The organism is Leifsonia sp. EB41 (assembly GCF_041262565.1).
GTDB lineage: Bacteria > Actinomycetota > Actinomycetes > Actinomycetales > Microbacteriaceae > Leifsonia.
Genome location: NZ_JBGCCJ010000001.1, coordinates 3791214 through 3814996, shown reverse-complemented (window position 1 = coordinate 3814996; position 23783 = coordinate 3791214). Strand labels below are relative to the sequence as shown.

The following is a 23783-nucleotide window of genomic DNA, read 5'->3' as shown; positions in this document are numbered from 1 at the left end:
CCGGTTTCGTTTATCGTTGGCTCGTGTCTGCCACTCACCTCGCACTCGCCGTCGACTTCGGCGGAACCAAGGTCGAAGCCGCCCTCGTGGACGCGGACGGCGTCCTCCTCCCCGGCTCCCGCCACCGCCTCCCGACCGGCCGCACGGCGACGATCGCCGACCTGGAGGCCTCGGTCGGCGGTGTCGTGCGCGACACCCTCGCCGCGCTCCCGAGCGACGCGACGATCGTCGGCGTCGGCATCGGCTGCGCCGGCCCGATCGACCGCAAGCGCGGCCTCGTCTCACCCCTGAACGTGCCGGACTGGCGCGACTACCCGCTCCGCGACTTCATCGGCTCCGTAGCGGCCTCCGCCGGACTCGACGTGCCGGTGACGCTGGAGATGGACGGCGTGGCGATCACGATGGCCGAGCACTGGGTGGGCGCGGCGCAGGGCGTCGACAACGTCATGGGCATGGTCATCTCGACCGGCATCGGCGGCGGCCTGATCGTCGACGGCCGGGTCATCACCGGCCCGACCGGCAACGCGGGGCACATCGGCCACGTGGAGGTGGGCGACACCAGGGGTGAGGACACCTTCGGCGCGCCCTACGCGCTGGAGGCCATCGCCTCCGGCCCGCATACCGTCGCGTGGGCGCGCCGCCAGGGCTTCGCCGGCGAGACGGGCGAGGAGCTGGCCGCAGCGTACGCCGCGGGCGACGAGGTCGCCGTCGCCGCGATCACCCGCACCGGCCGCGCCGTCGGCCACGCCATCGCCTCCGCGACGGCGCTGCTCGACCTGGAGCTGGTCGCGATCGGCGGCGGCTTCTCGCACTCCACCCCCGACCTCTTCACGCACATGCGCGCGGTGATCGAGGCGCACTACTTCCCGTTCGTGCGCAAGGTCCGCATCGTCCCGAGCGCGCTCTCCTCCGAGGGCCCCCTCATCGGCGCCGCCGCCCTCATCCACCGCTGCGCGATGCTGCCGGCGAACCCCCGCGACTAGCGGTCTTCGAGGGGGACGGGGCGGGCGACGACGGCGCCGGCCGCTGCGGCGGCGAGCGCCGTCGCGGTGAGGACCACGAGCGGTACGGTCCAGCCGCCCGTCGTCTGGTGCAGGATGCCGACCACCAGCGGGCCGAGGGCGCCGAGGGTGTAACCGAGGCCCTGCGTGAAGCCGCTCAGCGCGACCGAGCCCGCGTGGGTGCGCGTGCGCACGTTGATCAGCACGAGACTCAGCGGGAACAGCAGCGGGCCGAGGCCGGCGAACGCGACCCACAGCCAGGTCGCCGTCGCCGGGGCGAACACCAGCCCGGCGTAGCCTGCGATGAAGAACGCGACGCCCGCGTAGATCAGCAGCGAGACGTTCTTCATCCGCGCGGCGAGCAGCGGGACCAGCAGGCCGGCCGGGATGCCCATGCCCGCATAGATCGACAGCAGCGCGCCCGCCTCCGCCGGCGGCGTCCCCGCGACGTCGTGCACGAGCTGCGGCAGCCACGCGAACATCGCGTACGCGTTGAGGCTCGACACCGCGAACACCACCGCCATCGCCCAGGCCAGTCCGGAGCGCCAGATCCGGCGGGCCATCGAATGGTCGGTCCCCTCGACCTCCACGTCGTGCGCGGGATGCGCCGGCCGGTGGGTGATCAGGATGCGCAGCCACGGCACGATCGCCAGCACGCTGACCAGCGCCCACATCCCGACCGACACGTGCCAGCCGGCGGCGTCCGCGACCGGCACGGCGACCAGCGGCGGAAGCAGGGTGCTGACCGACATCACGGTCGCGTAGAGCGCCGTCACCAGGCCGATCCGGTCGGGGAAGTAGCGCTTCACCAGCGGGGGCAGCAGCACGTTGCCGACGCCCATCCCGGCGAAGGTGACCGCCGACCCGACCGCGAGCATGACGAACGACCCGGCCGTCGCGCGCAGGAGGTGCCCGGCCAGCATCACGCCGAGGGCGATCAGCAGCACCGCTTCCAGCGACACCCGCCGGGTGAACGCCGGCGCCAGGAGCCCGAACAGCGCGAAGCAGACCGGCGGCAGCATCCCGAGCAGCCCGACTCCCACGCTCGACACCGGGAACTCGACCCGGATCTCCGCGAAGATCGGCGACAGTGCGGCGACCGCCGTGCGCAGGTTCGCCGCGACCAGCAGGATGCCGAGCAGCGCGACCGTCCTGCCCTGCCAGAGCGGTCTCGGCGCCGCGGCCGAGGAGGCGATGTCGGGGGTGGCCTCGCTCACGCGGGCTCGACCGTCAGGATGCGACGGGCCTGCTCCACGTCCGCGGCGATCTGCGCGATCAGCGGCTCGATCCCGGCGTACGCGACCATGCCGCGGATGCGCTCGGAGAACGCCACGTCGACCGTGTGGCCGTAGAGGTCGAGCTCTCGGTCGAGCACGTAGGCCTCCACCTGCTTCTGCGGCACGCCCTCGAAGGTCGGGTTGTTGCCGACCGAGATGGCGGCGGGATAACGGGTGCCGTCGTCGTCGGTCAGCCAGCCCGCGTAGACGCCGTCCGCCGGGATGAGGCCCTCCGACTCCGGCGACAGGTTCGCGGTCGGGAAGCCGAGCTCGCGTCCGCGCGCCGCACCGTGGACGACGATCCCGCGCACGGTCGGGACCGAGCCGAGCAGCTCGGCGGCATGGCCGACGTCACCGGCGGCCAGCAGCTCCCTGATCCAGGTGGAGGACACCCGGCGGCCGTGCTCCGGCCGCACGTCGTCGATCAGCTCGACGGTGAAGCCGTAGCGCTCGCCCAGCTCGCGCAGCAGCGTCACGTCGCCGGCCCCGCGCGCGCCGAAGCGGAAGTCGCTGCCGATCAGCACGGCGGCGGCGTGCAGCCGGTCGACGAGGATGTGGCGGACGAACTCCTCCGGAGGCAGGTCCGCGAGCGCGCGGTCGAACGCGACCATGAGTGTCGCGTCGATCCCGGTCTCGGCCAGCAGCTCCAGCTTCTGCCGGTTGCTCACCAGCGACGCCGGGCATTTGTCGGGCGCGAGCAGCTCCAGCGGGTTCCGGTCGAAGGTGATGACCGCCGCGGTCAGCCCGCGCTCGGCTGCGACCGTTCGCAGCCGCTCGATCACCGCGCGGTGGCCGGTGTGCACGCCGTCGAACTTGCCGATCGTGACCGCGCTCGGCCCGAAGCCGTCCGGGATCTCCGCGACGGAGCCGAACACCCTCACGAACGCGCCCCGTCGCGCGGCTTGTGCTTCGACAGGTACAGGAGGCCGAGGATCGGCAGGGCCAGCGGGATGAACAGGTAGCCCATGCCGTACACGGACCACACGGTCGCGTCGCGCCCGAACGGGTCGATGTCATGGAGGCCGAGCGTGGCAGGCGCGAACAGGCTGAGCGTCCCGATCACGAGCACGCCCACCAGCTCGAAGGTGATCGTGATCCACGCCACCCGGTACCAGACCCGCCCCGGCGCGACGAGCGCGATGGTCGCGACGATGTAGACGGCAGCTGAGAGCGCGGACAGCGTGAACGCGACCGGCGCCTCGTGGAAGCGGTCGATGATCTGGAAGACGCTGCGGCCGGTCGCGGCCAGCGCCAGCACGCCGTAGACGAACACGAGGACGCGGCCGACGCCGGTGAGGCGGCGCTTCGGCGACTCGTCACCGCTCTGCTCACGGGCGGACATGGTGTGGTGGGACATCGATAACGATTCTATTCGCGCCTGGGGAGGCCGTTCACGCGCCCTGCACGAACCAGATCTGCCCCATCCGGTACACCATCACCGCGATGGCGAGGCAGACGCCGCCCAGGATGACGGTGCTCCACCGATTGCGCTCGATGAGCGCCCAGAAGCCCCCGGCCAGCGGCAGGAGCAGCGCCGAGACCAGGTAGATGTAGAACTCGGCGAGGCTGCCGGTGGGCGGGTTGCCCACCAGCGGGGCCACGATCGCCATCACGAGCTGCACGATCAGCAGCAGCTCCACCAGCGCGACGGCGCCCATCGTGAGGTCGCCCGGAACCCGCCCGGCGAACCCGAGCACAAGGCAGAGCACGCCGCCGATCACGGCGACGCCGACCTGCAGCGCCACGAACCATTCGATCATGCGGAGGCGATCTCGTCGGTCGGGAAGTTCACGAGGGTCCTGGCTTCCTTTCCGCGGAACTCGATGAGCCCCACGAGGTGGCCACCGGGGGCGATGGCGGCGACGGGTCCGCCTCCCGGTCCCTCCCGATCGGCGATGTGGATGCGACGGCCGTGCGTCAGGTCGATGGCCTGCTGCTCGGTCAGCTCGAGCGTCTCGAAGAGGTCGGAGGCGGCTCGCGCGGCGGGGATGAGGGCCGCCGCGGGATCGAGCGTATCGAGTTCGCCGGCCTCCCGCACGTCGAAGGGTCCGACCCTGGTGCGGCGCAGCGCCGTGAGGTGGCCGCCGACGCCGAGGCCTGCGCCGAGGTCGCGGGCGAGCGACCGGATATATGTGCCGGAGGAGCACACCACGCGGACGTCGAGCTCGATCGCGACCGGCGCTGCGGGGTCGGGCAGCCGCCGGGCCGCCAGCAGCTCGAACTCCGCGATGGTCACCGCGCGCGCCTGCAGGACGACCTCCTCGCCGGCCCGCACCCGTGCGTAGGCGCGCTTGCCGTCGACCTTGATCGCGCTCACCGAGCTCGGGACCTGCTCGATCTCGCCGGTGAGCGCCAGGATGCCGCGGGCGATCGCGTCGTCTTCGACCGCCGCGACGGCGGCCGGGTCGGCCTCCGCGACGACGTCGCCCTCCGCGTCGTCGGTCGTGGTGGTCGCGCCGAGCCGGATGGTCGCCAGGTACTCTTTGTCCGCGCCGACGATGTAGGTCAGCAGCCGCGTGGACGAGTTGAGGCCCAGGATGAGCAGCCCCGTCGCCATCGGGTCGAGCGTGCCGGCGTGGCCCACCTTGCGGGTGCCGGCCAGGCGGCGGACGCGCGCGACGACGTCGTGGCTCGTCCAGCCTCCCGGCTTGTCGACCAGGACCAGACCGCTGCCGGTCATGCGCTCTCGCCGGCGACGTCGAGGACCAGCTGCAGCTTGGTGCGGAAGGTGGACTCGATGATCTCGGTGGCGCAGACATCCTTGCCGTACTCGGCGGGCAGCTTCAGCCCGAGCAGCGTGTTCAGCAGCATGCCCTCCGCCAGGAAGGTGCGCGCCTCGTCCGGCGAGAAGCCGACCTGGTCGCGGACCAGCTTGTAGATGGCGAGGAAGCCCTCCCTGGCGCGCCCGCCGATGACGGCGTCGTTGCCCATCCCGAACGCCTGCATGAGCGAGAGCAGGATGCCGCGGTCCTCGATCAGGTTCACGTAGGCCAGTCCGAGCCGGCGGCCGATCTCGTGGTGCTCGCCGCCTGCGCCGTCCTCCCCCACGGGCGAGCCGTCGGCCTTCCACTCGTCGATCGTGGCCTGGAAGCTCGTCATCAGCTTGTCGAGGGCGCGCTGCAGGACCTCCACGAAGAGGTTCTCCTTGCTGCCGAACATCCGGACGACGTAGGGCTGGCTGATCCCGGCCGCCTTGGCGATCTGGTCCGTGGTCGCACCGAAGTAGCCGCGCTCCCCGAAAACGAGGCTCGCCGCGCCGAGGATCTGCTCGCGCCGCGCGGCCGAGGGGATCCGTTCACTGATCGCCGAAGTCATGCTTGACAGGTTATCAGTCGATTACTAAAGTTCGTTGTAATCATTCGATTACTAACAATCCAGGAAGCGACCATGACCTCATCCCGTCCCGGCGCAGCCCGCCGGATCCCCGTCTGGCTCGCGATCGTCGCGGCCTCCCTCCCGATGTTCATGGCGACCCTCGACAATCTGGTCGTCACCAGCGCCCTCCCGGTCATCGCCCGCGACCTCAGCGCGTCCATCGAGCAGCTGCAGTGGGTGGTCAACGCCTACACGCTCTCGTTCGCGACGCTCATGCTGATGGCGGTCGGCCTGGGCGACCGGCTCGGCCGCCGCTCGGTGTTCCTCGGCGGCATCATCGTCTTCACGCTCGCCAGCGCGGCGAGCGCCCTCGCGACCGAGCCGTGGATGCTGATCGCCGCCCGCGCGGTGCAGGGAGCCGGCGCCGCGGCCCTCCTGCCCCTCTCCCTCACGCTGCTCGCCGGCAGCGTCAGCCAGAAGCTGCGCCCCGCCGCCATCGGCATCTGGGGAGGCATCTCCGGCCTCGGCGTCGCCCTCGGGCCGCTGATCGGCGGCGCGGTCGTGCAGGGCTGGAACTGGCAGGCCATCTTCTGGCTGAACGTGCCGCTCGGCGTGATCGCCGTCCCGCTCGTGCTCCTCGCCCTCCCGAACAGCTTCGGCGACCGGGTGCGCGCGGACATCGTCGGCTTGCTGCTCGCCGCTCCCGGCGTGCTCGGGCTCGTCTACGGCATCGTCCGCGGCAACGACGCGGGCTGGGACAGCGCCGAGGTGCTGTTCGCGCTCATCGCCGGCAGCGCACTGCTGGTCGCGTTCGTGCTCTGGGAGTCGCGCACCTCCGCTCCCCTGCTGCCGCTGCGGCTGTTCCGCGACCGCAGCTTCACCGTCGCGAACCTGGTCGGCATGACCTTCAGCTTCGGGATCTTCGGGGCGATCTTCATCCTCATCCAGTTCCTCCAGGTCGTGCAGGGGCACACCCCGCTGGAGGCCGGCGTGATGACCATGCCGTGGACGCTGGCGCCGATGGTGGTCGCGCCGCTTACCGGGCTCGTCTCCGGCCGCACCGGTACGCGCCTGCCGATCGTCGTCGGTCTGGTGTTCCTCGCCGTCGCGATGGCCTGGATCGCCGGCACGCTCTCCGCGAGCCTGCCGTACTCGGGGATGTGGCCGCCGTTCCTGCTGGCCGGCGTCGGGATGGGCCTGGTGTTCGCGCCGAGCTCGACCGCGGTGCTGGCGAACATGCGGACGGCCGACCACGCGAAGGCCTCCGGGACGAACTCCACGCTGCGGGAGATCGGCGTCGCGCTCGGCGTCGCAGTGCTGACCGCAGTGTTCACCGGCGCGGGCGGGACACTCACCCCGACCGGCTACGTGAGCGCGGCCATCCCGGCCGTCTGGGTCGGCGCCGGCGCGCTGGCACTTGCCGCGGTGATCTCGCTCGCCCTGCCGAGCCGCCGCCGCGCGGCGGAGCTCGCCGACGCCGCGCACGCCGCCGATGAGGACGCCCTCCCCGCCGCCGCGGCCGCCGAGGCGACCGCCGAGCCCACCCCCGTCCTCGCCGACTGACCCGTCGAAGGGCACGTAAACGCCCCTAAAACCGCGTTTTAGGGGCGTTTACGTGCCCTTCGACGTTCGGCACCTAGGCTGGAGGGCGTGCGAATCGGCGTGGTGGGAGCGGGAGCGATCGGCGGCACGATCGCGGCGCTGCTCGATCGGGTCGGCCACCTCGTGGAGGTGACCGCCCGCGGCGAGCAGCTCGCCGCCATCCGCGCCGACGGCCTCCGGCTCGACGGCGGCTGGGGCGCCCACACCGCGCGGGTCGCCGCCGCCGAGCGGCTGCAGACCCGGCCGGAGCTGGTGTTCATCTGCACCAAGGCGCAGGACGCCGAGGCCGCGATCCGCGACAACGCCGCCCTCCTCGACGGCATCACCGTCGTCGTCGTCCAGAACGGCCTCGCCGGCCTCCGCGTCGCCACCGAGCTGCTCCCCGGCTCGGACTGCGTCGGTGCGCTCGCGCTCTACGCCGCCAGCTACCTCTCCCCCGGCCGCATCACCGTCACCACGACCGCGAACACCTACCTCGGCGCGGGCGACGGCGAGCCGCCGGCGAGCGCGGTGGAGGCCGCCCGCATCCTCGACGCCGCCATGCCCAGCTTCGCGGTCGAGAACTTCACCGGCTGCCAGTGGACCAAGCTGATGGTCAACCAGGTCAACGCCATGCCCGCGATCACCGGGCTCAGCGCTCAGGAGACCCTCGGCAGCCGCGAACTGCGCCCGATCATCACCGCGAGCCTCCAGGAGGCCGTCCGCGTCGGCATCGCGCGCGGTGTGCGCTTCGGCAGCATCCAGGGCCTGGACGACCGGATCCTCCGCTTCGTCGCTCGCTCCCCGCGCTGGCTGGCCCAGGTCGTCCCGCTCCTGATGCGGCGCAGGATGGGGGCGACGCCCAACCCCGGCTCCACGCTGCAGAGCATCCGGCGCGGCCAGCTCAGCGAGATCGACTACCTGAACGGGGCGGTCGTCGCCGAGGCTCGGGCGAGCGGGCAGGAGGCGCCGGTCAACGCCGCGCTGACCGGCCTGGTGCACGAGGTGGAGGCCGCCAAAGCGTTCATCGCGCCGGCCGACGTCGCACGCCGGCTCGCCGCGCTGCTGGGCCGCTAGGCCTGCTCGCCCCGAGGCAGGCGCACCGGCGCTAGCGGGTCCGAGTCGTCCACCAGGAAGGTGGCGAAATCCCGCGGCCGGGCGTCCTCCTCGTAGACGGCCCGCTCCGGCGTGTTCACCAGCAGCACCGACGCGTTCCACTCCCGCCGCAGCTCCGGCCGCAGCAGGAACTCGCCGTCGATCACGAGCACGGCGTCCGGCCCCGCCGTCTCCCACCGGGCGACGACCGGCGCGTCCCGCACCTCGTCGAACGCCCGGGTCTGGAACCCGGCGCTGCCCGCCATCCGGAACGGGTCGATCAGCACCCGCTGCAGCGTCGAGTAGTCGAACGCGTCCCGATAGAAGCGCTCCGGCGTCTCCGGGCCGAACAGGGTGCGCTCGGCGCGCGAGCGGTGGAAGTCGCCGACCGACGCCCGGTGCGCGTCGAGGCCGGACTCCCGGAACACCACCGCGAGGTCGTCCGCGAAGCCCGAGGTGCCGCCACCGCCGTCCACCGCGACCACGACCCGGCCACCCGGCGTGAGCGCACGCACCTCCGCCACGATCTCGCGGAGGACGAGGACCCGCGGCGTCGGAGGCAGCATCATGGGACGAGCATATGCCGCAGCACCGGGTAGCCTCGATGCATGCCGAACGCGCACAGATCCGACGCGTTCGCCACGGCGGTCGTGGACTGGTACCACGCCAACCGCCGCGACCTGCCCTGGCGCCGCGACGGCTTCACTGCGTGGGGCACGCTGGTCAGCGAGTTCATGCTGCAGCAGACGCCGGTGGCGCGCGTCATCCCTCGGCTCGAGGAGTGGCTGACCCGGTGGCCGACGCCGGCCGACCTGGCCGCCGTCCCGCCCGGCGAGGCCGTGCGCGCCTGGCAGTCGCTCGGCTACCCGCGCCGCGCGCTCTGGCTGCACTCCGCAGCCGTCGCGGTCACCGAGCGCCACGGCGGCGTCGTGCCGGATGACGTGGAGGCGCTGCTCGCGCTCCCGGGGATCGGCGACTACACCGCCCGCGCCGTCGCGGTGTTCGCATACGGGGCGCGCCATCCCGTCGTCGACACCAACGTGCGCCGGGTGATCGCGCGCGCCGTCGACGGCCAGGGCGAGCCCGCCCCGCCGAGCGCCCGGCGCGACCTCGCGGCCATGACGGCGCTCCTCCCCGACGACCGCCCGGCGGCCGCCGCCTTCAACGCCGGGATGATGGAGCTCGGCGCGATCGTGTGCGTCGCCCGCTCGCCGCGCTGCGACACGTGCCCGCTGGCGGCGAGCTGCGCGTGGCGCGCGGCGGGCTATCCCGCCTACGCCGGGCCGCGCAAGGCGGCGCAGAAGGCGTACGAGGGCAGCGACCGGCAGGTGCGCGGCCGCATCCTGGCCGAACTGCGCGGCTCGCACATCCCGGTCACGGCCGCCGAGCTGGAGGACGTCTGGCCCGACGCCGAGCAGCGCGACCGCGCCCTCCTCGGGCTGGTCGCCGACGGTCTCGCGGTCGCGGAGGGCGACGGCTACACGCTGCCCTGACCTCCATGAGGCCCTGACCTCCGTGAGGCCCTGACCTCCGTGAGGCCCTGAGGAGGACGCTCAGGTCTGCGCGAAGACGACCGGGTCCCAGTCCAGGATCCGCGACCGGTACACCAGCCCCTCGGTGACGAACGGGTCGCCGTCGCGGAACCGCTCGGCGGCCTCCCGCGACCGGAACACGGCCATCGAGCCCTGCGTGCCCGGGTCGCCGAACGTGCCGATCATCAGCACGTCTCCGGTCTCCGCGGCGAACGCGTCCAGGTAGGCCTTGTGGCGCGGGTAGGCCTCCACGACCCGCTGGAACCGCTCGGGCGTCGTGTCGGGGTCTGGGTCGTAGAACGAGACGGCGTACATGGTCTCAGCGTACGAAAGTCTCGGCGAACGACGCCAGCAGTTTGCGTCGCATCGCCGTCGCCCGCGGGCGCTCGCGCAGGTCGCGGAGCTCCGCCCAGCCCGGCCAGGCGATCAGGTCGCGGCCGTCGACGGCGCGCGTGCGCTCGATCACGTGGTCGGGGACGTCCTGGGGGTCCGCGGCGGTCAGCCCGGGCAGGAGGTCGTCGTAGCGGTCGGCGAGCACCGTGGACGCGGGGTCGACGGACAGCACCAGCACGACGCCGGTCGGGAACGTGTTCACCGGCACGACGATCAGGTCGGGCCGCTCGGCGCGCAGCAGCTCGACGACCTTGTAGACGTCGCCCGCCCAGGAGTCCGTGTAGCGGTCGCGGGCGGCCTCGTGGACCGTCCGCGGCATCATGTCGTCCAGCACCACGACGCTGAGCGGGCTGCAGAGCTTCTCCACGTTCACGAAGTCGCGGTACGCGAACTCGGCCCAGTGCATCCCGTCGACGAACGCCAGGTCCAGCGGGGTGCCCGCCAGGTGGTCCGCCGCCTGCGTCGACGCGAAGAAGTCGTCGCTGGTCTCGCGGGCGAGCAGCAGATCGGACCGCAGCGGGCTGACGATGTGGAAGGCCGGGTCGACGCCGATCGTCTTGGTGTGCGAGAGGGTCAGCGACCGGCCGTCGTCGACGCCGATCTCCAGGTACGCGCGCGGCTGGAGCACCTGGTGCAGACCGGTCAGGAACTCATGCCGCGTCAGAGTGGGCTCCGGGAACCGCGAGGGGTCGTACGGATAGATGCGGTAGCCGTTCGGGGCGAGCGGGTACTCCGACTCGGGCACGGCGTCGGCCAGTGCCGAGGCCTGCCGGTCCGCCGGGGCGATCCAGGAGGCCAGCGAGGCCCGTGCCTTCGCCTCCCCGTCCACGAGCCTGTCGACCCGTTCCGAACCGATGACGGGCGCGAGGCCCTTGCGCACGATGTTCCTGACAGTCACACCCGCCACCCTACCCGGGCGCGGCGACCGCCTTCGCGCGGGTGCCGGTCAGTCCTCGTCCTCGTCCTCGTCCTCGCGCGGCTTCACGTACGGGTCCTCGTCGCCGGCGTAGCTGGCGCCGGTGGCGAGCCCCGCCACCTGGGTGTCGTGGTCGTGGGCCCTGCGCAGCAGGTCCTCGATGTGCGCGGCGTTCTCCGGGATGGCGTCGAGCTGGAACGCCAGCGTCGGCGTCAGCCGCGCGGTGATGTTCTTGCCCACCTCGCTGCGGAGCATGCCGGTCGCCGCCTGCAGAGCCGCAGCGGTGTCCGCGCGCTCCTCGTCGGTGCCGTACACCGTGTAGAACACGGTGGCGTGCTGGAGGTCGCCCGTCACCTGCACGTCGGTGATCGTCACGAAGCCGAGTCGCGGGTCGCGCAGGCCGCGATCCAGCCGCTTGGCGATGATGACCTGGATTCTGTCGGCGAGCTTCCTCGCGCGTGCCGGGTCGGCCATGTGGTCCTCCTAGGGATGTCTCAGTGCGGAAGCCGAAGGCCCGGCGGTCTCCCGCCGGGCCTCACAGGCTACCGATCAAGCGCGGGGCTTCTCCCGCATCTCGGTGGTCTCGATCTCGTCGCCGATCTGGATGTCGTTGTACTTGCCGAGACCGATACCGGCCTCGAAGTCCGTACGGACCTCCGTGACGTCGTCCTTGAACCGGCGCAGCGACTCGATGGCGAGGTTGTCCCCCACCACGACGCCGTCGCGGATGACGCGCGCCTTGGCGTTGCGCGTGATCGTTCCGGACCGGACGATGACACCGGCGATGTTGCCGAACTTGGAGGAGCGGAACACCTCGCGGATCTCGGCCACACCCGACTGGATCTCCTCGAACTCGGGCTTGAGCATGCCCTTGAGCGAGTTCTCGATGTCCTCGATGGCGTTGTAGATGACCGAGTAGAAACGGACGTCCACACCCTCGCGGGCCGCACGCTCGCGCGCCTTCACGTCCGGGCGGACGTTGAAGCCGATCACGATCGCGTTGTCGATGGTCGCCAGGTCGATGTCCGACTCGGTGATCGCGCCGACGCCGCGGTGCAGGATGCGGAGGCTGACCGAGTCGTCGACCTCGATCTTCATGAGCGACTCCTCCAGCGCCTCCACGGCACCGGACACGTCGCCCTTGATGATGAGGTTGAGCGCCTCGACCTTGCCCTCTTCCAGAGCACGGGTGAAGTCCTCGAGCGAGATGCGCTTGCGGGCCTTCGCCAGCTGCGCGTTGCGCTCGGCGGCCTCACGCTTCTCGGCGATCTGCCGGGCGGTGCGGTCCTCCTCGGTGACGATGAAGGTGTCGCCTGCGCGCGGGACGCTGGAGAGACCCTGCACCTGGACCGGGCGGGACGGCGCTGCCTCGAACACGGGGTCGCCGTTCTCGTCGGCCATCGCACGGACGCGGCCGTACGCCGTGCCCGCGACGATCGCGTCGCCGACGCGCAGCGTTCCGGACTGGATGAGCACGGTCGCCACGGCGCCGCGGCCCTTGTCGAGCTTCGCCTCGATCGCGACACCGCGCGCGTCCTTGTTCGGGTTGGCGCGGAGGTCGAGCCCGGCGTCGGCGGTCAGCAGGACCGCGTCGAGCAGGGAGTCGATGCCGATGTTGTTGCGGGCCGACACGTCGACGAACATGACGTCGCCGCCGTACTCCTCGGCGACCAGGCCGAACTCGGTGAGCTGCTGGCGCACCTTGGCCGGGTTGGCGTCGGGCTTGTCGATCTTGTTGACCGCGACCACGATCGGCACGTTGGCCGCCTGGGCGTGGTTCAGCGCCTCGATCGTCTGCGGCATGATGCCGTCATCGGCCGCGACCACGAGGATCGCGATGTCCGTCACCTGCGCACCACGGGCACGCATGGCGGTGAACGCCTCGTGACCAGGGGTGTCGATGAAGGTGATGGCGCGCTCGATGTTGTCGTGCTCGGTCCACACCTGGTAGGCGCCGATGTGCTGGGTGATGCCGCCGGCCTCGCCCGCGACGACGTTCGCGTTGCGGATGGCGTCGAGCAGGCGCGTCTTACCGTGGTCGACGTGACCCATGACGGTGACGACCGGGGGCCGGATCTCGAGGTCCTCGTCGGACTCGCCCTCCAGCTCGGCGTCGAGGTCGATGTCGAAGCCCTCGAGCAGCTCGCGGTCCTCGTCCTCCGGGGAGACGACCTGGATCTTGTAGCCCAGCTCCTCACCGAGGATCGCGAAGGTCGCCTCGTCGAGCGACTCGGTCGCGGTCGCCATCTCGCCCAGGTGGAAGAGGACGGTGACCAGCGACGCGGGGTTCGCGTCGATCTTGTCGGCGAAGTCCGAGATGGAGGAGCCGCGGCGCAGGCGCACAACGGTGCCGCCGTCGCCACGGGGAACGCTCACGCCGCCCAGCGACGGAGCTTCCCTCATCTCGAATTCCTGGCGCTTCGCGCGCTTCGACTTGCGGGCCTTGGACTTGCCGCCGCCACGGCCGAACGCGCCGGCCGTGCCGCCGCCGGGTCCACGACCGCGGCCACCGCCGCCGCCGGCCGGACGCGGGGCGCCGAAACCGCCGCCCGGGGCGCCGCCTGGACGCTGGAAGCCGCCGCCACCCGCGCCGCCACCCGCGCCACCCGGGCGCTGCTGGAAGCCGGGACGACCGCCGCCGCCGCCCGGGCGCTGGCCGGGACGGTTGCCGCCGCCACCCTGGCCGGGCGCGCCGATGCGCGGCGAGCCGGGACGCGGCGGGGCCGGACGAGGGATGTTGCCGGGGCTCGGGTTCGGGCGCGAGCCCATGCCCTGCGAGCTGGAGAACGGGTTGTTCCCCGGACGCGGCGTGCTGGGCCGCTGGCCCATGCCCTGGTTGGACGAGAACGGGTTGTTGCCCGGACGTGCGGTGCCCGGGCGCGGGATGCTGCCGGAGCCGGGGGTGGAACCCGTGTTGGGGCGCGGCGAGGCCGGCTTGGCGGCGTCGGTCGCGTCGGACGCGGCGGGAGCCGCCTGCGCGGCCTTCTCGGCGGCCGCCTTGTCTGCGGCGGCCTTCTCGGCAGCGGCCTTCTCGGCCGCGGCCTGACGCTCGGCGACGGACAGCGGCGCCTGCGGCTTGGGCCCGGTGGGCTCGCTCGACGCCGGCGGACGCGGCGCTGCGGGGCGCGGAGCGGCCTCCGTCTTGGGCGCCGACGCCTTGTCGGCGGTGAAGCCTTCAGCCTCCAGGGCGGCACGCAGCTTGCGGGCTACCGGGGGCTCGATGCTCGAGGACGGTCCCTTGACGAACTCGCCCATCTCCTTGAGTTTCGCGAGCGCGACTTTGCTGTCGACGCCGAGCTCGCTCGCGACCTCGTGTACGCGTGGTTTTGCAGCCACAATTCTCCTGTCTGGGGCCCACCCCGGACAGGGCAGGCGTTAGTAGTGGACGGCACTCATTTCGAGCCGCTCATTTGTTGTCACTCATGTGAAGTCACTGCTTCTTCAGCCTGTTCTCTCAATGCCACCCGGGGTCGCAGTGCGGCCCGGATGGCCGTCGGGTCGAGTGCCTCCTGCACCTTCAGCGCCCGCCCGAAGGCCCTGCGCTGGAGTGCGAGATCGAGACACTCGTCGACCGGATGCAGCCACGCGCCCCGTCCGGGGAGAGTGGCGGACGGGTCCGCCACGACTTCCGAATTCCGGAGGACGACCCTCAGAAGAGAGGGTCGGGGAGCGCGAGAACGGCATCCGACGCACGTTCTGACGGCTTCCATCTTACCCCTCACGCATCTCTGCGCCGAATCAGGACGGAGCGCCGCCTCTTCGGACAACGCTCCGTCACCGCTTCGCATTCCCTCGGTGGACGGTTACTTCTCATCCAGGATCGAGTCGGGCTGGATGTCGATCTTCGCGCCGGTGAGCTTCGCGGCGAGGCGGGCGTTCTGGCCCTCCTTGCCGATCGCGAGCGAGAGCTGGTAGTCGGGCACGAGCGCACGCACGGCCTTGAGCGACTCGTCGATGACGAACGCGCTGGTCACCTTGGCCGGCGAGAGCGCGCTCGACACGAACGTCGCGAGGTCGGGCGAGTAGTCGACGATGTCGATCTTCTCGTTGTTCAGCTCCGCCGTGACCGCGCGCACGCGCTGCCCGAGCTCGCCGATGCAGGCGCCCTTGGCGTTCACGCCCGGCTCGGTCGCGCGCACCGCGATCTTGGTGCGGTGGCCGGCCTCCCTCGCGAGCGAGACGATCTCCACGATGCCGCTGGCGATCTCCGGCACCTCCAGCGCGAACAGCTTGCGGACGAGTGCCGGGTGCGTGCGCGAGACCGTGATCGACGGGCCCTTGGGGCCCTTCGCCACGCTCGTGACGTAGACGCGGATGCGCGAGCCGTGCGTGTACTCCTCGCCCGGCACCTGCTCCTCGGGCGGGAGGATGGCCTCCACGCTGCCCAGATCGATGTGCACCATGCGCGGGTTCGGCCCCTGCTGGATGATGCCGGCGACGATGTCGCCCTCCCGGCCGCGGAACTCGCCGAGCACGGCGTCGTCCGCGATGTCGCGCAGCCGCTGGTTGATCACCTGCTTGGCGGCGAACGCCGCGATGCGGCCGAAGTCGCTCGGGCTGTCCTCGGCCTCGCCGACGATGTTGCCCTCGTCGTCGTGCTCCGGGACGTAGACGGTGACATGCCCCGTCTTGCGGTCCAGGTGGACGCGCGCGGCGGGCGGCTGGTCGCTGTGCCCGTGGCGGTGGTCGGCCTGGTTGGTGTGCTTGAGATACGCGGTCAGGATCGCCTGCTCGATGATCTGCACCAGCTCATCGAAGGGAATCTCCTTCTCGCGCTCCATGAGACGCAAGACGCTGAGGTCGATGTCCATGCCGGCCTCCTCTATTCAGCTATTCAGATCTTCGCCGCCGCGCGATGGCGCGGCGGACCCAGCTATCTACGGTACCGGAGATTCTCAGCGTCCGGGACCCCGCGTACCGTGCAGGGCATGAGCACGCCAACCCGAACAGCGTCGAAGCTCCAGCACAGCACCACGGTGCGTGCCCTCACCCGCGTGGGACTGGCCTCGATCGGCCTCCTGCACATCCTCATCGGCGTCATCGCGCTGACCGTCGCGTTCGGAGCCGGCGGCCAGGCCGACCAGTCCGGCGCCCTGCAGGCCGTCGCCTCGGTGCCCGGCGGCGTGTTCGTGCTCTGGCTGATCGTGATCGGCCTGATCGTGCTGGCGCTCTGGCAGGTGCTGGTGGCGTTCACGGTGTCCGGCGCGGGCAAGAAGGCGCTGGAGATCGTCAAGGCGGTGGTCTACGGCGGCCTCGCGTACCTGACGATCACCATCGCCACCGGAGGCGGCCACAACACGTCGTCGAGCGACAAGTCCGCCAGCGCACGGCTGCTCGCCCTCCCCGGCGGCGTGTTCGTGCTGGCGCTGATCGGGCTGGTCATCGTCGGCGTGGGCGTCGGCTTCATCCGCAACGGCGCGACGCACCGGTTCGAGCGCGACCTGAAGCTGCCCCCGGACCGCTGGGCCGGGGCGATCACGGTGCTCGGCCGCGTCGGCTACATCGCGAAGGGCGTCGCCCTGCTGCTGGTCGGCGGGCTGGTGGTCGTGGCGGCGATCACCTTCGACCCGTCCAAGGCCGCGGGCCTGGACGGCAGCCTCAAGACACTCGTGAGCATCCCGTTCGGGGTGGTGCTGCTCGTCCTCATCGCTCTCGGACTGCTCGCCTACGGCCTGTTCTGGTGTGTGCGGGCCGTCCGCGCCCGCCTCTGACCCCCGCACATTCGTGCCGAATGTGGCCTTTGGCGGCGCCAAACGCGACATTCGGTACGAATCGCTACGCCTCCTCCTCCGCCGGGGCCGCGAACTGGGCGTTGTAGAGGGTGTAGTAGGCGCCGCCGCGGGCCAGGAGCTCGGCGTGCGTGCCCTGCTCCACGATGCGTCCGGCCTCCATCACCAGGATCAGCCCGGCGTCGCGGATGGTGGACAGCCGGTGCGCGATCACGAAGGACGTGCGGTCGGCGCGCAGCGCGCTCATCGCCTTCTGCACCAGCAGCTCGGTGCGGGTGTCAACCGACGAGGTCGCCTCGTCCAGGATGAGCACGCTCGGCCGGGCGAGGAACGCCCGGGCGATCGTGAGCAGCTGCTTCTCGCCCGCGGAGACGTTCGAGCCCTCATCGTCCAGCACCGTGTCGTAGCCGTCCGGCAGCGAGTGCACGAACCGGTCGACGTACGTCGCGCGCGCGGCGTCCAGTATCTCCTCCTCGGTCGCGCCCGGCCGGCCGTAGGCGATGTTCTCGCGGATCGTGCCCTTGAACAGCCAGGTGTCCTGCAGCACCATCCCCATCCGCTCGCGGAGGCCGTGCCTGGTCATCGTCGCGATGTCGACGCCGTCGAGCGTGATCCGGCCGGAGTCCAGGTCGTAGAAGCGCATCATCAGGTTGACCAGTGTGGTCTTGCCCGCGCCGGTCGGCCCGACGATGGCCACGGTCTGGCCCGGCTCGGCCACCAGCGAGAGGTCCTCAATGAGCGGCTGGTCCGGCAGGTAGCGGAACGAGACGTCCTCGAACGCCAGCCGGCCGCGGGTGCCCTCCGGGTCGACCGGCTCGGCCGGGTCCGCGCTCTGCTCGTCGGCGTCCAGCAGCTCGAAGACCCGCTCGGCGCTGGCGACGCCGGACTGCAGCAGGTTGGCCATCGAACCGAGCTGGGTGAGCGGCTGCGTGAACTGGCGCGAGTACTGGATGAACGCCGTCACGTCGCCGAGCTGCATCGCGCCGCTGGCCACCTGGAGGCCGCCGACCACCGCGATGGCGACGTACATCAGGTTCCCGACGAACATCATCGACGGCATGATCAGGCCCGAGATGAACTGCGCGCCGAAGCTCGCCTCGTACATCTCCTGGTTCTTGGAGCGGAAGCGCTCCTCCACCTCGCGGTGCCGCCCGAAGACCTTGACCAGCGAGTGCCCGGTGAAGGCCTCCTCGATCTGCCCGTTCAGCTCGCCGGTGTTGCGCCACTGCGCGACGAACAGCTTCTGCGACCGCTTGGCGATCAGCATCGTGATCACGAGGGTCAGCGGGATCGTGATGATCGCGATCAGGGCGAGCAGCGGCGACACCACGAACATCATCACCGTCACGCCGATCACCGTCAGCAGCGAGGTGAGCAGCTGGCTCATCGTCTGCTGGAGGGTCTGCGAGATGTTGTCGATGTCGTTGGTGACCCGGCTCAGCAGCTCGCCGCGCTGCATCCGGTCGAAGTAGGTCAGCGGGAGGCGGTGGATCTTGGCCTCGACGTCCTGGCGCAGCCGGTAGACCGTGCGCTGGGTGATCCCGTTGAGCACGTAGCCCTGCAGGTACGCGAGCAGTGAGGACGCGATGTACAGCGCGAGCACCCACATCAGGACGTGGCCCACCGCGGTGAAGTCGATGCCCTGGCCGGGCGTCAGCGTCATCCCCGAGATGAGGTCGGCGAGTTGGCTCTGCCCGCTCGCCCGCAGCCCGGCGATGGCCTGCTGCTGGGTGATGCCTGCCGGGAGGTGCGCGGAGATCGCGCCGGCGAACACGAGGTTGATCGCATTGCCGAGCAGTCTCGGTCCGAGCACGAGGAACACGACGCTGGCCACGGCGAGGAGCGTGACGAACACCATCCCCACCCGCTCCGGCCGCAGCCGGCCCGCGAGGCGCTTGGCCGATGGGCCGAAGTTCATCGACTTGTCGCCGGGCATGGTCATCCCGCCGAACGGCCCGCCGCCTCCGGGACCGCGGCGGGCCGGGGTCCGGACGGGCGTCTGCGTCGCGGCGGGGGCACCGGCCGGAGCGGCAGCGGGAGCGGGACGGCGGGCGCTGTCTTCGCGGGTCATGCCGCCTCCTCCGCGGTGAGCTGCGACGAGACGATCTCGGCGTAGGTGGGATTGGTCTCGACGAGTTCGGCGTGCGTGCCGCGACCGACCACACGGCCGTCCTCCAGCACCACGATCTGGTCGGCGTCCACGATGGTCGACACCCGCTGGGCCACGACGATCATCGTGGACTCCGCCTCGTGCCGGGCGAGCGCGCTGCGGAGGCGCGCGTCGGTCGCGGTGTCGAGTGCGGAGAAGGAGTCGTCGAAGATGTAGATCTCCGGCCGCCGCACGAGCGCACGGGCGATCGCCAGGCGCTGCCGCTGGCCGCCGGACACGTTCGTGCCGCCCTGGGCGATCGGCCCGTCCAGCCTGTCCGGCATCTCCTCCACGAAGCCCTTCGCCTGCGCGATCTCCAGCGCCCGCCACAGCTCGTCGTCGGTGGCGTCCGGGTTGCCGTAGCGGAGGTTGCTGGCGACCGTCCCGGAGAACAGGTACGGCTTCTGGGGCACCAGGCCGATGCGGGACCAGAGCAGCTCCGGTTCGAGCTCCGCGACGTCCACGCCGTCGACCAGGACGATGCCGCTGGTCGCGTCGAACAGCCGCGGGATGAGGTTGACCAGCGTCGTCTTGCCGGCGCCGGTGCTGCCGATCACGGCCGTGGTCTTGCCGGTCTCCGCGAAGAAGGTGACGTCGCTGAGGACCGGCTGCTCGGCTCCCGGGTAGGAGAAGCCGACGCCCACGAACTCGACCGTCCCGCGTGCGCTGATCTCGGTGATCGGGTTCTCGACGGCGCCCACCGACGGCTCCGTGTTCAGCACCTCGCCGATGCGGTCGGCGCAGACCGCCGCGCGCGGCACGAACATCGCCATCATGGTCGACATCATCACGCCCATCAGGATCAGCGCGAGGTACTGCAGGTAGGCGGTCAGCGTGCCGATCTGCATCGACCCGTCGGAGACGCGGTACGCGCCGAACCAGATCACGGCGACGCTCGAGACGTTGAGGATCAGCGTCACGACGGGGAACATGAGCGCGAACAGCCGCCCCGCCCGGATCGCGGTCTCGGTGACCTGGTCGTTGGCGACCGTGAACCGGTCGGTCTCGACGTCCTCCCGCACGAACGCGCGCACCACGCGGATGCCGGTGAGCTGCTCGCGCAGCACCCGGTTGACCCGGTCGATCCGCTCCTGCATCTTGCGGAACTGCGGGACCATCCGGACGATGATCATGCTCACGGCGATCAGCAGCACGGGGACGCTCACGGCGATGAGCCAGGAGAGCTGGATGTCCTGCTGCATGGCGAGGATGATGCCGCCGATCGCGAGGATCGGCGCCGACACCAGGAGCGTGCAGGTCATCAGCACGAGCATCTGCACCTGCTGGACGTCGTTGGTGTTCCTGGTGATGAGGGAGGGGGCGCCGAAGTGCGTCACCTCGCGCTCGGAGAACTCACCGACATGGTGGAAGATCGCGCCGCGGAGGTCGCGGCCGACCCGCATCGCGACCTTCGCGCCGAAGTACACGGCGGTGATCGAGCAGGCGATCTGCACGATGGTCACCCCGAGCATCTCGGCGCCGGTCGACAGGATGTAACCGGTGTCGCCCTTGGCGATCCCGTTGTCCACGATGTCGGCGTTCAGCGTCGGCAGCCAGAGCGACAGCAGCGATTGGGCGAGCTGGAAGACCAGCACCCCGATGAGCAGCCGCCAATGCGGCCGGAGGTACCGGCCGAGGAGTTTCAGAAGCATCCGGGCTCTCCCAGGTCTGCCGCGTCGGCGGCGTTCGTGACGGGTGTATAGATGGCGAACGGCCGGCCCGCGACGCCCACGAGGGCGATCCGGGCGAGGTCGTCGACGCTGAACTCGATGCCGTCGTTCAGCGCGGGGAACGCGGACGAGAAGCTGATCAGGCGCAGGATGTGGGCGACGCGATCGGGCGGCCAGTTGAGCTCGTCGGCCTCCGGGGCGAGGATGCGGCCGATGATCGCCGCGAACTCGGTACGCTCGTGCGGAATCGGCGGCCGCTCGTGGCCGACCACGGCCATGATGCGCATGACGTTCTGGAAGCGCTCGCGCAGCAGGTAGACGATCGCGCGGACCTTGTGCTCCAGCGGGAGGCTCGGATCGATCGCGCGCAGGGCCTCTCGCAGAGGCTCCGGGTCGAGGTACGTCTCGATGGCGGCCTGGACGAGCGTCTCCTTGTCGCCGAAGGCACGGAAGATCGTGCCCTCCGCGATCCCGGCGGCGTCGGCGATCTGACGCGACGTCACGCCGCGGCCGTGCTCGATCAGCAGCGGGATGACCGCGGCGATGATCATCGCCTTGCGGTCCTCCGGCGGCAGCGGCTGGGCGCGGTTGCGCGTCGTCTCCAACTCGGTTTCCACGCTGGAATCGTAAGCGGAGTGAGTGCTCACTCACAACGGAAAGGTTGTTCGCCCTGAGCGAACGACCCCCGTATTTCTCAGTGGTCGCGCGGGAACCTCAGCTTTCGAACGAAAAGATGGCGGAGATCGTCGCAATATCATCCGCCGTCGGCGTCCACGCGGTCGCCGCCTCCGCGTTGGCGACGATCTGCTCGGGACGGGTCGCCCCGGCGATCACGCTGGTGAGCCCCGGCTGGGCGAGCAGCCACGCGAAGGTCGCCTGCAGCATCGTGACGCCGCGCTCGTCGCAGAACGCCTGGTAGCGCTCGATCGCGTCCCACGGCGCGTTGTCGAGCAGGTGCTTGCGGATCATCATGATACGGCTGTCCGCCGGACCTCCCGAGCGGCTGAACTTGCCCGTGAAGAGCCCGTTGTACAGCGGGAAGAACGGCAGGAACCCGAGGCCGTAGGCGTTGACCGCGGGCAGCACCTCGCGCTCGGCGCCGCGGACCAGCAGGCTGTACTCGTTCTGCGAGGAGACGAACCTCGGGTGCCCCGCGAGCCGCGCGGTGAACTCGGCTTCCGCGATCTGCCAGCCGACGAGGTTCGAGTGCCCGATGTAGCGGATCTTGCCCTCCGCTATGAGGTCGTCCAGCGTCGCCAGGGTCTCCTCGATCGGCGTCACCGGGTCGGGCGTGTGCAGCTGGTAGAGGTCGATCCAGTCGGTGCGCAGCCGGCGCAGCGACGACTCCACGGCGAGCCGGATGTAGCGGCGGGAGCCGCGCACGCCCCAGTCGGGGCCGTTGGCGCCCGCCATGTCCATGCCGAACTTGGTGGCCAGCACGATCCGGTCGCGCTTGCCCTGCAGGGAAGCTCCCATCAGCGTCTCCGAGAGCCCGCGCTCCTTGCCGTAGATGTCGGCGGTGTCGAAGAACGTCACGCCGGCGTCGATGGCGGCGCCGATGACCGCGTCGGCGCCCTCCTGGGTCTCGGTGGCCGTGCCCGCGCGGCCGAAGTTGTTGCAGCCGAGGCCGATGGTCGAGACGACCAGGCCGGAGGTGCCGAGGGTGCGGTATTCGATGTTCGCCATGCTGTCGAGTCTAGGCAGCGGCCGGGGTGCGCTCCGACCGATCAGTCCTCCACAGGAACGGCCGGAAGACGACTTATCCCCGATGTCCGATTTCCGCGAGTGGCTGTCGGTGGCCGGCCGTAGAGTCGATCCATGAGCAGTTCCACGATCACCCTCCTCCGGATGCCGAGCCCCATCGGCCGCATCGAGCTGACCGGCGACGGCGAGGCCGTCACCTCCCTCTCGATCGCACGCGACGACGTGCTCCCCCACGACGACCTCCCCGAGAACCGCGACGCCGTCCTCGAGAAGGCTGCTGCCCAGCTCGAGGAGTACTTCGCGGGCACGCGGCGGGAGTTCGACGTCCCCGTCCACCTGGCCGGCACCGCGTTCCGCACCGCCGTCTGGGAACGCCTCACGTCGCTGGAGTACGGCACACTCACCACGTACGGCGAGCTCGGGCTCTCGCTCGGCCACCCGGGCTACGGGCGCGCCATCGGCGGCGCCGTCGGGGCGAACCCGGTGCCCATCATCATCGGCTGCCACCGCGTCCTCTCGTCCACCGGCAAGATCACCGGGTACAGCGGAGGCGAGGGTATCCCCACCAAGCTGTGGCTGCTGGAGCACGAGGGGATCACCCTCGCGGCATGAGCACGACGGATCAGACCGAGACGACGCCCTCCCTCCCGCCCGAGACCGTCGCGCGCGCGGCCCTCGCGACCGGCGACGACGGCCGGGCCAGGTGCTCGTGGTCGGCGAACGACCCCGAGTACCGGCGGTACCATGACGAGGAGTGGGGCACGCCGCAGCACGATCCCCGCGCACTCTACGAGAAGCTCTGCCTGGAGGGCTTCCAGGCCGGGCTGTCGTGGATCACGATCCTCCGGCGCCGGCCGGCGTTCCGCGAGGTCTTCCACGGCTTCGTCCCGGAGCGCGTCGCGGCGATGACCGAGACCGACGTGCTGCGGCTGCTGGGCGACGAGCGCATCATCCGTCATCGCGGCAAGATCGAGGCGACCATCTCGAACGCGCGCGCGACCCTCGCGCTCGACGTGCCGCTGGAGGAGCTGATGTGGGGCTTCGCCCCGACCGGCTCCCGGCCTCGGCCGCGCGAGTGGCACGACGTCCCGGCGGTCACCGAGGAGTCGACGGCGATGAGCAAGGAGCTGCGGCGTCGCGGATTCCGCTTCGTCGGGCCGACCACGATGTACGCGCTCATGCAGGCGACCGGGATGGTGGACGACCACTTCGAGGGCTGCTTCCGCGCCACCTGACGCACAGCGGGCAGGAGAGAGTCGGGCCGGCGAAGTCGATCTCGGAACCGTTCTCGCTGGTGACGGCGCGTCCGCTCGTGCCCGACCGCAGGCGGAACTTACTGTGCTGCCGCCACACCGGTTCCGGACTCGGCACATCCGTATGATGTGTCCGCGATCTGCGCGTCGGCCCGACTGGTATGTGGG

Annotated in this window: 24 protein-coding genes; 7 read left to right on the top strand and 17 right to left on the bottom strand. The window is 70.9% G+C overall.

The window, feature by feature from the left end:
* Positions 1-23 precede the first annotated feature (23 nt).
* The gene (locus ABH923_RS18800) at positions 24-983 is read left to right on the top strand and encodes an ROK family protein (protein ID WP_370056923.1); all 960 of its coding nucleotides are present in this window, start codon (positions 24-26) and stop codon (positions 981-983) included.
* On the opposite strand, the gene ABH923_RS18795 is transcribed toward ABH923_RS18800, so the two are convergent.
* Genes ABH923_RS18795 through ABH923_RS18770 form a run of 6 tightly spaced genes read right to left on the bottom strand, consistent with a single transcriptional unit; the run spans position 980 to position 5593 of the window.
* On the bottom strand, positions 980-2218 hold the full coding sequence (locus tag ABH923_RS18795) for an MFS transporter (protein ID WP_370056922.1): 1239 nt from the start codon (positions 2216-2218) through the stop codon (positions 980-982). The genes ABH923_RS18800 and ABH923_RS18795 overlap by 4 nt on opposite strands.
* Complete coding sequence (locus ABH923_RS18790) at positions 2215-3159, bottom strand: bifunctional riboflavin kinase/FAD synthetase (protein ID WP_370056921.1); 945 nt, start codon at positions 3157-3159, stop codon at positions 2215-2217. The genes ABH923_RS18795 and ABH923_RS18790 overlap by 4 nt, the downstream gene beginning before the upstream one ends.
* Entirely contained in the window at positions 3156-3635 is a 480-nt protein-coding gene (locus ABH923_RS18785) for a hypothetical protein (RefSeq protein ID WP_370056920.1), read from the bottom strand. Before ABH923_RS18785 ends, ABH923_RS18790 begins: the two co-directional genes overlap by 4 nt.
* Before the next feature lie 34 nt (positions 3636-3669).
* Positions 3670-4038 carry a hypothetical protein gene (locus tag ABH923_RS18780; protein WP_370056919.1) on the bottom strand — a complete coding sequence of 123 codons (369 nt, stop codon included), beginning with the start codon at positions 4036-4038 and terminating at the stop codon, positions 3670-3672.
* On the bottom strand, positions 4035-4958 hold the full coding sequence (gene truB, locus ABH923_RS18775; protein ID WP_370056918.1) for a tRNA pseudouridine(55) synthase TruB: 924 nt from the start codon (positions 4956-4958) through the stop codon (positions 4035-4037). The genes ABH923_RS18780 and truB overlap by 4 nt, the downstream gene beginning before the upstream one ends.
* Positions 4955-5593, bottom strand: coding sequence for a TetR/AcrR family transcriptional regulator (locus ABH923_RS18770; protein WP_370056917.1), 639 nt, complete (start codon positions 5591-5593; stop codon positions 4955-4957). Before ABH923_RS18770 ends, truB begins: the two co-directional genes overlap by 4 nt.
* Before the next feature lie 72 nt (positions 5594-5665).
* Between ABH923_RS18770 and ABH923_RS18765 the strand changes: the two genes are divergently transcribed.
* Positions 5666-7156, top strand: coding sequence for a DHA2 family efflux MFS transporter permease subunit (locus ABH923_RS18765; protein WP_370056916.1), 1491 nt, complete (start codon positions 5666-5668; stop codon positions 7154-7156).
* A gap of 87 nt (positions 7157-7243) precedes the next feature.
* Positions 7244-8251: a ketopantoate reductase family protein gene (locus ABH923_RS18760; protein ID WP_370056915.1), complete on the top strand. Its 1008-nt coding sequence runs from the start codon at positions 7244-7246 to the stop codon at positions 8249-8251.
* Here ABH923_RS18760 and ABH923_RS18755 read toward each other — a convergent pair.
* Positions 8248-8838, bottom strand: a complete 591-nt coding sequence (locus tag ABH923_RS18755) for a hypothetical protein (protein WP_370056914.1) — start codon at positions 8836-8838, stop codon at positions 8248-8250. The two genes, ABH923_RS18760 and ABH923_RS18755, sit on opposite strands and share 4 nt — an antisense overlap.
* Before the next feature lie 39 nt (positions 8839-8877).
* Between ABH923_RS18755 and ABH923_RS18750 the strand changes: the two genes are divergently transcribed.
* Positions 8878-9762 (top strand): A/G-specific adenine glycosylase, encoded by an 885-nt coding sequence (locus ABH923_RS18750; protein WP_370056913.1) that lies wholly within the window; start codon positions 8878-8880, stop codon positions 9760-9762.
* Positions 9763-9822: 60 nt separating this feature from the next.
* Here the strand turns inward: ABH923_RS18750 and ABH923_RS18745 are convergent, their stop codons facing one another.
* The 6 genes from ABH923_RS18745 to nusA form a co-directional block, all read right to left on the bottom strand.
* Positions 9823-10116 carry a YciI family protein gene (locus ABH923_RS18745; protein ID WP_370056912.1) on the bottom strand — a complete coding sequence of 98 codons (294 nt, stop codon included), beginning with the start codon at positions 10114-10116 and terminating at the stop codon, positions 9823-9825.
* A gap of 4 nt (positions 10117-10120) precedes the next feature.
* The gene (locus ABH923_RS18740; RefSeq protein ID WP_370056911.1) at positions 10121-11092 is read right to left on the bottom strand and encodes a class I SAM-dependent methyltransferase; all 972 of its coding nucleotides are present in this window, start codon (positions 11090-11092) and stop codon (positions 10121-10123) included.
* A 48-nt stretch (positions 11093-11140) separates the two neighbouring features.
* Positions 11141-11584 (bottom strand): 30S ribosome-binding factor RbfA, encoded by a 444-nt coding sequence (rbfA, locus tag ABH923_RS18735; protein ID WP_370056910.1) that lies wholly within the window; start codon positions 11582-11584, stop codon positions 11141-11143.
* A 75-nt stretch (positions 11585-11659) separates the two neighbouring features.
* On the bottom strand, positions 11660-14446 hold the full coding sequence (gene infB, locus ABH923_RS18730) for a translation initiation factor IF-2 (protein ID WP_370056909.1): 2787 nt from the start codon (positions 14444-14446) through the stop codon (positions 11660-11662).
* Between the two features lie 80 nt (positions 14447-14526).
* Positions 14527-14820 (bottom strand): YlxR family protein, encoded by a 294-nt coding sequence (locus ABH923_RS18725; RefSeq protein ID WP_370056907.1) that lies wholly within the window; start codon positions 14818-14820, stop codon positions 14527-14529.
* Positions 14821-14913: 93 nt separating this feature from the next.
* Positions 14914-15921 (bottom strand): transcription termination factor NusA, encoded by a 1008-nt coding sequence (gene nusA, locus ABH923_RS18720; protein WP_370056906.1) that lies wholly within the window; start codon positions 15919-15921, stop codon positions 14914-14916.
* Positions 15922-16038: 117 nt separating this feature from the next.
* Here nusA and ABH923_RS18715 point away from each other — a divergent pair, with 117 nt between their 5' ends.
* Entirely contained in the window at positions 16039-16821 is a 783-nt protein-coding gene (locus ABH923_RS18715) for a DUF1206 domain-containing protein (RefSeq protein ID WP_370056905.1), read from the top strand.
* Positions 16822-16885: 64 nt separating this feature from the next.
* Here ABH923_RS18715 and ABH923_RS18710 read toward each other — a convergent pair whose 3' ends face one another.
* From ABH923_RS18710 to ABH923_RS18695, 4 genes are all read right to left on the bottom strand, one after another.
* Positions 16886-18910, bottom strand: a complete 2025-nt coding sequence (locus ABH923_RS18710) for an ABC transporter ATP-binding protein (RefSeq protein ID WP_370056904.1) — start codon at positions 18908-18910, stop codon at positions 16886-16888.
* Positions 18907-20640, bottom strand: coding sequence for an ABC transporter ATP-binding protein (locus ABH923_RS18705; protein WP_370056903.1), 1734 nt, complete (start codon positions 20638-20640; stop codon positions 18907-18909). The genes ABH923_RS18710 and ABH923_RS18705 overlap by 4 nt, the downstream gene beginning before the upstream one ends.
* Complete coding sequence (locus tag ABH923_RS18700) at positions 20631-21275, bottom strand: TetR/AcrR family transcriptional regulator (protein ID WP_370056902.1); 645 nt, start codon at positions 21273-21275, stop codon at positions 20631-20633. Before ABH923_RS18700 ends, ABH923_RS18705 begins: the two co-directional genes overlap by 10 nt.
* Positions 21276-21372: 97 nt before the next feature.
* On the bottom strand, positions 21373-22344 hold the full coding sequence (locus tag ABH923_RS18695; protein ID WP_370056901.1) for an aldo/keto reductase: 972 nt from the start codon (positions 22342-22344) through the stop codon (positions 21373-21375).
* Between the two features lie 132 nt (positions 22345-22476).
* Here ABH923_RS18695 and ABH923_RS18690 point away from each other — a divergent pair, with 132 nt between their 5' ends.
* Together ABH923_RS18690 and ABH923_RS18685 are read left to right on the top strand one after the other, a co-directional pair.
* A complete protein-coding gene (locus tag ABH923_RS18690; RefSeq protein WP_370056900.1) occupies positions 22477-22974 on the top strand; it encodes a methylated-DNA--[protein]-cysteine S-methyltransferase in 498 nt (165 codons plus the stop codon).
* Positions 22971-23597 (top strand): DNA-3-methyladenine glycosylase I, encoded by a 627-nt coding sequence (locus tag ABH923_RS18685; RefSeq protein WP_370056899.1) that lies wholly within the window; start codon positions 22971-22973, stop codon positions 23595-23597. Before ABH923_RS18690 ends, ABH923_RS18685 begins: the two co-directional genes overlap by 4 nt.
* Positions 23598-23783: the final 186 nt, after the last annotated feature.

What these genes read in the sequence shown, in the direction of transcription:
- ABH923_RS18785 (WP_370056920.1), bottom strand. Translation starts at nt 3,635, where the DNA reads ATGTCCCACCACACCATGTCCGCCCGTGAGCAGAGCGGTGACGAGTCG.
- ABH923_RS18780 (WP_370056919.1), bottom strand. Translation starts at nt 4,038, where the DNA reads ATGATCGAATGGTTCGTGGCGCTGCAGGTCGGCGTCGCCGTGATCGGC.
- truB (WP_370056918.1), bottom strand. Translation starts at nt 4,958, where the DNA reads ATGACCGGCAGCGGTCTGGTCCTGGTCGACAAGCCGGGAGGCTGGACG.
- ABH923_RS18770 (WP_370056917.1), bottom strand. Translation starts at nt 5,593, where the DNA reads ATGACTTCGGCGATCAGTGAACGGATCCCCTCGGCCGCGCGGCGCGAG.
- ABH923_RS18765 (WP_370056916.1), top strand. Translation starts at nt 5,666, where the DNA reads ATGACCTCATCCCGTCCCGGCGCAGCCCGCCGGATCCCCGTCTGGCTC.
- ABH923_RS18755 (WP_370056914.1), bottom strand. Translation starts at nt 8,838, where the DNA reads ATGATGCTGCCTCCGACGCCGCGGGTCCTCGTCCTCCGCGAGATCGTG.
- ABH923_RS18750 (WP_370056913.1), top strand. Translation starts at nt 8,878, where the DNA reads ATGCCGAACGCGCACAGATCCGACGCGTTCGCCACGGCGGTCGTGGAC.
- ABH923_RS18745 (WP_370056912.1), bottom strand. Translation starts at nt 10,116, where the DNA reads ATGTACGCCGTCTCGTTCTACGACCCAGACCCCGACACGACGCCCGAG.
- rbfA (WP_370056910.1), bottom strand. Translation starts at nt 11,584, where the DNA reads ATGGCCGACCCGGCACGCGCGAGGAAGCTCGCCGACAGAATCCAGGTC.
- ABH923_RS18725 (WP_370056907.1), bottom strand. Translation starts at nt 14,820, where the DNA reads ATGGAAGCCGTCAGAACGTGCGTCGGATGCCGTTCTCGCGCTCCCCGA.
- nusA (WP_370056906.1), bottom strand. Translation starts at nt 15,921, where the DNA reads ATGGACATCGACCTCAGCGTCTTGCGTCTCATGGAGCGCGAGAAGGAG.
- ABH923_RS18715 (WP_370056905.1), top strand. Translation starts at nt 16,039, where the DNA reads ATGAGCACGCCAACCCGAACAGCGTCGAAGCTCCAGCACAGCACCACG.
- ABH923_RS18710 (WP_370056904.1), bottom strand. Translation starts at nt 18,910, where the DNA reads ATGACCCGCGAAGACAGCGCCCGCCGTCCCGCTCCCGCTGCCGCTCCG.
- ABH923_RS18705 (WP_370056903.1), bottom strand. Translation starts at nt 20,640, where the DNA reads ATGCTTCTGAAACTCCTCGGCCGGTACCTCCGGCCGCATTGGCGGCTG.
- ABH923_RS18695 (WP_370056901.1), bottom strand. Translation starts at nt 22,344, where the DNA reads ATGGCGAACATCGAATACCGCACCCTCGGCACCTCCGGCCTGGTCGTC.
- ABH923_RS18690 (WP_370056900.1), top strand. Translation starts at nt 22,477, where the DNA reads ATGAGCAGTTCCACGATCACCCTCCTCCGGATGCCGAGCCCCATCGGC.
- ABH923_RS18685 (WP_370056899.1), top strand. Translation starts at nt 22,971, where the DNA reads ATGAGCACGACGGATCAGACCGAGACGACGCCCTCCCTCCCGCCCGAG.